Origin of the sequence: Paracoccus halophilus (assembly GCF_000763905.1) — a bacterium.
GTDB lineage: Bacteria > Pseudomonadota > Alphaproteobacteria > Rhodobacterales > Rhodobacteraceae > Paracoccus > Paracoccus halophilus.
The window spans coordinates 75,676-83,528 of the sequence record NZ_JRKN01000016.1 but is presented as its reverse complement, the minus strand read 5'-3'; the positions used below and the strand labels follow the sequence as shown (position 1 = coordinate 83,528).

4 protein-coding genes are annotated in these 7,853 nt (G+C 66.6%); 2 read left to right on the top strand and 2 right to left on the bottom strand.

The features are described 5' to 3' along the window. Positions 1 to 109 precede the first annotated feature (109 nt). Positions 110 to 2,134, bottom strand: coding sequence for an N-methyl-L-proline N-demethylase HpbA (gene hpbA / locus IT41_RS12210; RefSeq protein ID WP_036741695.1), 2,025 nt, complete (start codon positions 2,132 to 2,134; stop codon positions 110 to 112). 250 nt (positions 2,135 to 2,384) lie between these two features. On the opposite strand from hpbA, the gene IT41_RS12205 reads away from it, so the two are divergent. Next, positions 2,385 to 3,023 carry a TetR/AcrR family transcriptional regulator gene (locus IT41_RS12205; protein ID WP_036741692.1) on the top strand — a complete coding sequence of 213 codons (639 nt, stop codon included), beginning with the start codon at positions 2,385 to 2,387 and terminating at the stop codon, positions 3,021 to 3,023. Positions 3,024 to 3,080: 57 nt separating this feature from the next. On the opposite strand, the gene IT41_RS12200 is transcribed toward IT41_RS12205, so the two are convergent. Then, a complete protein-coding gene (locus IT41_RS12200) occupies positions 3,081 to 4,961 on the bottom strand; it encodes a PHA/PHB synthase family protein (protein WP_081967546.1) in 1,881 nt (626 codons plus the stop codon). A 225-nt stretch (positions 4,962 to 5,186) separates the two neighbouring features. Here IT41_RS12200 and IT41_RS12195 point away from each other — a divergent pair, with 225 nt between their 5' ends. Continuing rightward, complete coding sequence (locus tag IT41_RS12195) at positions 5,187 to 7,817, top strand: HAD-IC family P-type ATPase (RefSeq protein WP_052081485.1); 2,631 nt, start codon at positions 5,187 to 5,189, stop codon at positions 7,815 to 7,817. Positions 7,818 to 7,853: the final 36 nt, after the last annotated feature.

Here is a 7,853-nt window from a genome sequence, read left to right as displayed (position 1 = left end):
CGAGCCGCTTTGCGCTCGTATCGTTTCCGGGTGATTTCGGTCCAGGGCATCATGATCTCCGTTCGTTCTCACAAACAAACAGAATCATAACTCGCTGAAATCACCCAACTCATTTCCGATCAGGCTCATAGATCGCGGCGTGGGTGTTGCGGGCCGCCACGGCATCGCCGATGCGGAACAGGCGGAAGCGGCCCTCGGGGTTTTTCTCGACGGTCTGGACGCCGCCGGTGGTCAGCGCCTCGTAATCGACCTCGCCCAGGTTGCGCGACTGCGGTTTCAGGTCGAAATAGATATCGTCCAGCGGCCGCGTGCCGTGATTGACCACCACCTGATCGACCAGCCTTTCGCGGCTGAAATCGCCGTAATCCGACCCCAGCACGGCCTTGAGCGCATTGCCCTCGCGCAGGACGGATTTCAGCCGCCAGGTCACGGTAAAGGTGGTGTCGCGCTTTTGCAGGTTGCGCATATAGGGCACCAGATTCATCGCCATCACCTCGGGCGCGAAGCTGCGATCCGGGGTCACGATCTCGACCCGTGCCCCCGCGGCCGAGATGACATCCGCCGCCTGCAGCCCGGCATTGTCGCCGGCATCGTCAAAGATCAGCACGTTCTGGCCCGGCTTCACATCGCCCGAGACGATATCCCAGGCCGAGACGACCAGATCGTTGCCCTGCTCCAGCACCTCGGTATGGGGCAGGCCGCCGGTGGCGATGATCACCTCGTCGGGATCGGTGGCCAGCACGTCGCCGGCCTCGGCAAAGCTGTTGAAGCGGAACGAGACGCCGCGCTTCTGGCACTGCTCGAAGCGCCAGGCGATGATTGAGGACATCTCGCGCCGCCGTTCCTGCAGCGCGGTCAGCCGGATCTGGCCGCCGGGCTGGTCGGCAGCCTCGAAGACGGTCACCTCGTGGCCGCGCTCGGCGGCGACGCGGGCGGCCTCCATCCCCGCAGGACCGGCGCCAACGATGGTCACGCGCTTTTTCACCTCGGCGCGGGCGATGGTGTGGGGCTGTTCCAGTTCCCGCCCGGTCGAGGGGTTGTGCAGGCACAGTGCCATGCCGCCCTGATAGATCCGGTCGAGGCAGTAATTGGCGCCGACGCAGGGGCGGATATCGTCCTCGCGGCCCTCGATCACCTTGCGCACCAGATGCGGGTCGGCCATATGCGCCCGCGTCATCCCGACCATGTCCAGCTTGCCCGAGGCGATCGCATGCCGGGCGGTGGCGATGTCGGGGATCTTCGCGGCGTGGAAGGTGGGGAAATTGGTCGCGGCCCGGATCTCGCCGGCGAAATCCAGATGCGGCGCGTTGCGCATGCCCTGAATCGGAATCACGTCGGTCAGGCCGGCATCGGTGTCGATATGGCCCTTGACCACGTTCAGGAAATCGACCAGCCCGCTGTCCTTGAGCTTGTGCGAGATCGCCAGCCCGTCCTCGCGCGTCAAGCCGCCGGGCAGGTCCTCGTCGCCGGTATAGCGCACGCCGAGCAGGAAATCCTCGCCGCAGCGGGCGCGGATGCCGGACAGGATGTCAAAGGTAAAGCGCAGCCGGTTGTCCAGACTGCCGCCATAGGGGCCGTCCAGATCGTTGGTCAGGGGCGACCAGAACTGGTCCATCAGGTGGCCATAGGCCTGGATCTCGACCCCGTCCAGCCCGGCCAGCTTCATCCGCTCGGCGGCATCGACATAGTCGTCGATGATCCGGGCGATGTCCCAGTCCTCCATCTTTTTCGGAAAGGCGCGATGCGCCGCCTCGCGCTCATGCCCGGGCGAGACGACGGGCAGCCAGTCGGCCTTGTCCCAGCGGGTGCGCCGGCCCAGATGGGTCAGCTGGATCATCACCGCGCAGTCGTGTTCGTGGCATTCATCGGCCAGCTGCTTCATCCAGCCGACCACCTCGTCCTTCCAGGCGAGGATATTGTTGAAGACCGGCGGGCTGTCGCGCGCCACCGAGGCCGAGCCTGCGGTCATCGTCATCGCCACCCCGGCCCGGGCGCGTTCGACGTGATAGGCGCGATAGCGCTCCTTGGGCATCCCGTCCTCGGGATAGGCCGGTTCATGGCTGGTGATCATGATCCGGTTTTTCAGCGTCAGATGCTTCAGCCGATAGGGCTGCAAAAGGGGATCGTTGGACATGACAGGTGCCTTGCGCGGGTTGGTGCCTAGGATCGGATCAGCGGACGATCTCAAAAATGTTCATATGTGTCAATTAAAAGTTCATGGCTGTCATACTTCTCTCTTACCGGGCTGTTTGCAGGGTTTGTCACCTTGTCGCGGCTGGCCGGGGGCGGTGAATTCTGTCCACGATCTGGACAGGGCCGAACATTTCATGGACAGTAACCCGGCGCGGACGATTGCCTTGGCTCTGACAGCGGGACATGAAGACATGGGAACAGACAAGCTGCCGGAACGCGGCTGGCGCGGCTCGCCCGAGCTCTGGCTGGACGCCGCCTATGAGGCGCTGGTGGACAAGGGCGTCGATGCCGTCAAGATCATGCCGCTGGCCACCACGCTGAAGCTGTCGCGCACAAGTTTTTACTGGTTTTTCAAGGATCGCAAGCAGCTTCTGGACGCATTGCTGGACCGCTGGGAGGCGAGCACAACCCATCATCTGGTCGCCGCGACCCGCGATTATGCCGCGACCGAGACCGAGGCGATGCTCAACCTGATCTCGACCTTTCTGTCCGACAACAGTTTCGACAGCCGGCTGGAACTCGCGGTGCGCAGCTGGGCGCAGCAGGACGCGGATGTGCTGGCGCGGCTGCAACGGGCCGATGCCGAGCGGCTGGAGGCTTTGCAGGCGATGCTGCAACGCTGGGGCCACCCGCCCGAGGATGCCGATGTCCGGGCGCGGACGATCTATCTGGTGCAGGTCGGCTATATCTCGATGCGAATCGAGGAAAGCATCGCGGAACGCCTGAAACGATTCCCCCAATATGTCGAGATCTACACCGACAAGCGTCCGACCGGGCAGGAGATGGAGCGTTTCAAGGCCCGAATCGGCTATCGCGGCGACGGGCCGTAAACACGCGGCCCGCGCGGAAATCCCGGCGCCCGCGACCCCGATGCACCGTTGCCGCGTTCAGTGCTGCAGGACATAGGTGCCCGGCGCGTCGCAAAGCGGCGGCAGGCCCCGGTCAGGTGCGCCCATGGTCGGCGGATCGACCAGCTCGTCGCCGTCATGCGAGATCAGCCAGTCATGCCAGGCCGGCCACCACGAGCCCTGTCGCGGCTCCTGCGCCTGGTGCCAGTCGCAGGCCATCGGCAGGCAGTCGCCCAGCCGGCAGGAATGAATGCGATAATGGCGGTGCGGGTGGCCCGGTTCGCTGACGATGCCGGCATTATGGCCGCCCGATGTCAGAACGAATGTCACCTCGGTATCGGTGACATGATGGATCTTGTAGACCGAAGGCCAGGGCGCGACATGGTCGCGCTCGGTCCCGACGGCGAAGATCGGCGCGCGGATGTTCTGCAAGATCGCCGGGCGCCCCTCGACCAGAAAGCGCCCGCTCGCCAGTTCGTTGTCCAGATACAGCCGTTGCAGGTATTCGGCATGCATCCGGTAGGGCATGCGGGTGCTGTCGGCGTTCCAGGCCATCATGTCGATCATCGGGGTCCGCTCGCCCATCAGGTAGTCGCGCACGACGCGCGACCAGATCAGGTCGTTCGAGCGCAGCATCTGGAACGCGCCGCCCATCTGCCCGGCGGACAGATAGCCGCGATTCCACATCATGCTTTGCAGGAAATGCAGCTGGCTGGAATCGATGAACAGCCCCAGCTCGCCCGGCTCCGAGAAATCGACCTGCGCCGCCAGCAATGTCAGCGTCGCCAGCCGCGCGTCCCGCGCCTGCGCCATGCTGGCCGCCGCGATGGCCAGCAGCGTGCCGCCCAGGCAATAGCCCGTCGCGTGGATGCGCCGCCCGGGCAGGATCGTCGAGACCGCATCCAGCGCCGCCATGACGCCCAGGCGGTGATAGTCCTGCATGCTCAGGTCGCGGTCCTCGGCATCGGGATTGCGCCAGGAAATCGCAAAGACGGTATGGCCCTGCGCCACCAGCCAGCGGATCAGCGAGTTCTCGGGCGACAGGTCGAGAATATAGTATTTCATGATCCAGGCCGGCACGATCAGCACCGGCTCGGGATGCACCTTGCCGGTGGCGGGTTCGTACTGGATCAGCTCGATCAGGTGGTTGCGATAGACCACCTTGCCCGGCGTCGCCGCGACCTCGATGCCGGGGCGGAAATTCTCGGCCCCAGCCGGAGGCCGGCCGGTCGCCTGCCGGGTGACGTCATCGAGCCAGTTCCGCCAGCCCTGGACAAAGTTCATCCCGTTGGTCGCGACCGTGCGTGCGATGATCTCGGGATTGGTGAACGGGTTGTTCGAGGGCGAGAACATGTCGAGGATCTGCCGCGCCGCGAAAGAGATGATATCGGTATGGTGCTCGGTCATGCCGGGCACCTCATGCGTGGCATTGTGCCACCATTGCTGCTGGAACAGGAAACCCTGCGCCAGCCATGAGAAGGGCGGCCTCTGCCAGCTTTCGTGGCGGAATCGGTTGTCGCCCGGCAGCGGCAGGATCGCCGGCGCCGCCGCCACATCCGCGGCCGAGGCCAGCAGATGCGTCATCAGCCGCGCCGACTTGCGCGCCGCCTTGTAGCCCAGTTCCATCCGCTTGCCCGGCGCCGCGGCCAGATGCAGCGCCCAGTCGGAAATGGCCAGCATCGCGGCGGCGGGCGACAGCCCGCCGGTCAGCTGGCCGATCGCCGCCTCGGACATCCGGTCCAGCGACCTGAACGCCTCGAACCCCAGCGGCTCGGCCATCGGCGCCTGCTGCGGCTGGATGACCGGCGTGCAGATGCGCGGCGCCAGATCGGCGGGCGGCCGGCGCGCGCCGCGATCGGGCCTGGCCGTCGCCGTCGTCTCGGGGGGCTGCGCGAAAGTGTCTGTGTCGGATGTCGGCATGATGGGGCTTCCGTCGGGTTCGATTCGGCGGCGGGACAGGTGTCGGCATCATTCCTGCGCCGCGCTTTGGTCCCGGTCAACCGCCCCCGGATCATCCATGCATGCGGTCTGGACATGATCCGGATCGGATGCAAGAGTTCATGCTGCGGTGCGGCAAGATGCCCGGTGCCAGGGCCTTGCCGATCGGGCAGATTGCGGATGTTCGGAAACAGCGGGCGGATCGTCATGCAGAATGCTGAAACCACCGGGTTCGTGCCCCATGACAGTCACAGCCGCACGGTCGAGGAATGCCTGGCCGCGCTTGACAGTAGGGCCGGGGGGCTCGAACCCGCCGAGGCGGCCGAAAGGCTTGAGCGATATGGCCCCAATCGCCTGCCCGAGGGGCAGCGGCGCGGCCCGCTGCGGCGGTTTCTGGCGCAGTTCAACAATGTGCTGATCTATGTGCTGCTGGCGGCGGCGGCGGTCACGGCGGGGCTGCAATACTGGGTCGATACCGGCGTCATCCTGGCGGTGGTGCTGGCCAATGCCGTGATCGGCTTCCTGCAGGAGGGCCGGGCCGAGGCGGCGATGGGCGCGATCCGCAACATGCTGGCGCTGCGCGCGGCGGTGATCCGGGGTGGGCAGCGGCTTAGCCTGGAGGGGGCGGCGCTGGTTCCCGGCGATATCGTGCTGCTCGAGCCGGGCGACCGCGTTCCCGCCGATCTGCGTCTGATCGCGGCCAATGGCCTGTCGGTGCAGGAGGCCGCGCTGACCGGCGAATCGGTGCCGGTGGCCAAGGATGTCGCGCCTGCGCCTCGTGATGCGGCGCTTGGCGACCGGCATTCCATGGCCTATTCCGGCACGCTGGTGACGCAGGGCACCGCGCGCGGGCTGGTCGTCGCCACCGGCACCGCGACCGAGATCGGCCGTATCGGGCAGCTGCTGTCCGGGGTCGAGAAGCTGGTCACGCCGCTGATCGAGCAGATGAACCGTTTCGCAAGCTGGCTTTCGCTGCTGATCCTGCTCGTCTCGGGGCTGATGCTGGCCTATGGCTATTACGTCGCGCATTTCGCCTTTGTCGAGATCCTGATGACCGTCGTCAGCCTCGCCGTCGCCGCCATCCCCGAGGGCCTGCCGGCGGTCCTGACGATCACGCTGGCCATCGGCGTGCAGGCCATGGCGCGGCGCAATGCGATCGTCCGGCGCCTGCATGCCATCGAGACCATCGGCTCGGTTTCGGTCATCTGCACCGACAAGACCGGCACCCTGACCCGCAACGAGATGATGGTCGCCGCCGCCGAAACCCCGCTTGGCCGCTTCGTGGTCGAGGGCGAAGGCTACGCGCCCCAGGGCCGCGTCACGCCCGAGGGCGATCTTTCCGCATTGGGGCTGGCGGCGGCGCTGTGCAATGACGCGCATCTGCGTCGCGAGGGCGCCGACTGGCATTGCGAGGGCGATCCGATGGAGGGCGCGTTGCTGGCCTTTGCCGGCAAGCTGGCGGCGGCCCCGGGCGGCTGGACGCGCCGCGATGCGATCCCCTTTGATTCGCGGCATCGCTTCATGGCGGTGCTCAGCGCGGGCGCAGGCGGGCGGCTGGTGCATGTCAAGGGCGCGCCCGAGCGGGTGGTGCCGATGTGCGGCGATATCGACCATGCGCTATGGCTGGACCGGGCCGAGGCCATGGCGGCGCAGGGGCAACGGGTTCTGGCGCTCGGGGCGATGGAGCCCGCCGGTGACGGCATCGACGAGGATGCCCTGCAGGGCGGGCTGCGCTTTCTGGGGCTGATCGGCCTGATCGATCCGCCGCGCCCCGAGGCGGTGGCGGCCGTGGCCGAATGCCGGTCGGCGGGGATCCGGGTCAAGATGATTACCGGCGATCATGCCGGCACCGCCGCCGCCATCGCCGCCGGGATCGGGCTGGCGCAGCCCGATCGGGTGCTGACCGGCGCCGATCTGGACCGGATGGACGATGCCGTGCTGGAACATGAGGTGATCGGCACCGATGTCTTTGCCCGCACCAGCCCCGAGCACAAGCTGCGGCTGGTCGCTGCCTTGCAGGCCAATGGCCTGACCGTGGCGATGACCGGCGACGGGGTGAACGACGCCCCGGCGCTCAAGCGTGCGGATGCCGGGATCGCCATGGGCCTGAAAGGCTCCGAGGCCGCCAAGGAAGCCGCCGATCTGGTTCTGGCCGACGATAATTTCGCCTCGATCGTGGCGGCGGTGCGCGAGGGGCGGACGGTGTTCGACAATCTGCGCAAGGTCATCGCCTGGACCCTGCCCACCAATGCCGGCGAGGCGCTGACCGTGATGGCCGCGCTCTTGGCCGGGCATGCCCTGCCGGTGACCGCCGTGCAGTTGCTGTGGGTGAACCTGATCACCGCCACCACGCTGGGCATTGCGCTCGCCTTTGAGCCGACCGAGGCGGGCACCATGCGCCGCCCGCCGCGCCCCCGCGACGCGCCGGTGATGCCGGGCGTGCTGGTCTGGCAGGTCGTGCTGGTCGGGGTGCTGTTCCTGGCGGCGGTCTATGGCCTGTTCAGCTATGCGATCGATCGCGGCTATCCGCTGGAACTGGCGCAGACCATGGCGATGAACATGCTGGTGGTGCTGGAGATCTTTCACCTGTTCTTCGTGCGCAGCCTGTATGACACATCGCTGACTTGGCGTGCCGTGCGCGGAACGCGCGTGATCTGGACCATGGTCGCGATCGTCACGCTGGCGCAATTCACCATCACCTATGTGCCGGTCTTTCAGAGCATGTTCGGCACGCGGCCGATCAGCTTTGGCGACGGGTTGCTGATCGTCGGCATCGGCGCAGCCTTTTTCGCGCTGACCGAGATCGAAAAGCAGATCCGCCTGCAATTCCGGCGCTGATCCGGCCCGCCGGCGGCCGGCGAGGCAGGGCGGTGA

Bases quoted from the DNA above. Each gene is read 5' to 3' on its own strand.
- hpbA (WP_036741695.1), bottom strand. From the start codon at position 2,134: ATGTCCAACGATCCCCTTTTGCAGCCCTATCGGCTGAAGCATCTGACG.
- IT41_RS12205 (WP_036741692.1), top strand. From the start codon at position 2,385: ATGGGAACAGACAAGCTGCCGGAACGCGGCTGGCGCGGCTCGCCCGAG.
- IT41_RS12195 (WP_052081485.1), top strand. From the start codon at position 5,187: ATGCAGAATGCTGAAACCACCGGGTTCGTGCCCCATGACAGTCACAGC.
- IT41_RS12200 (WP_081967546.1), bottom strand. From the start codon at position 4,961: ATGCCGACATCCGACACAGACACTTTCGCGCAGCCCCCCGAGACGACG.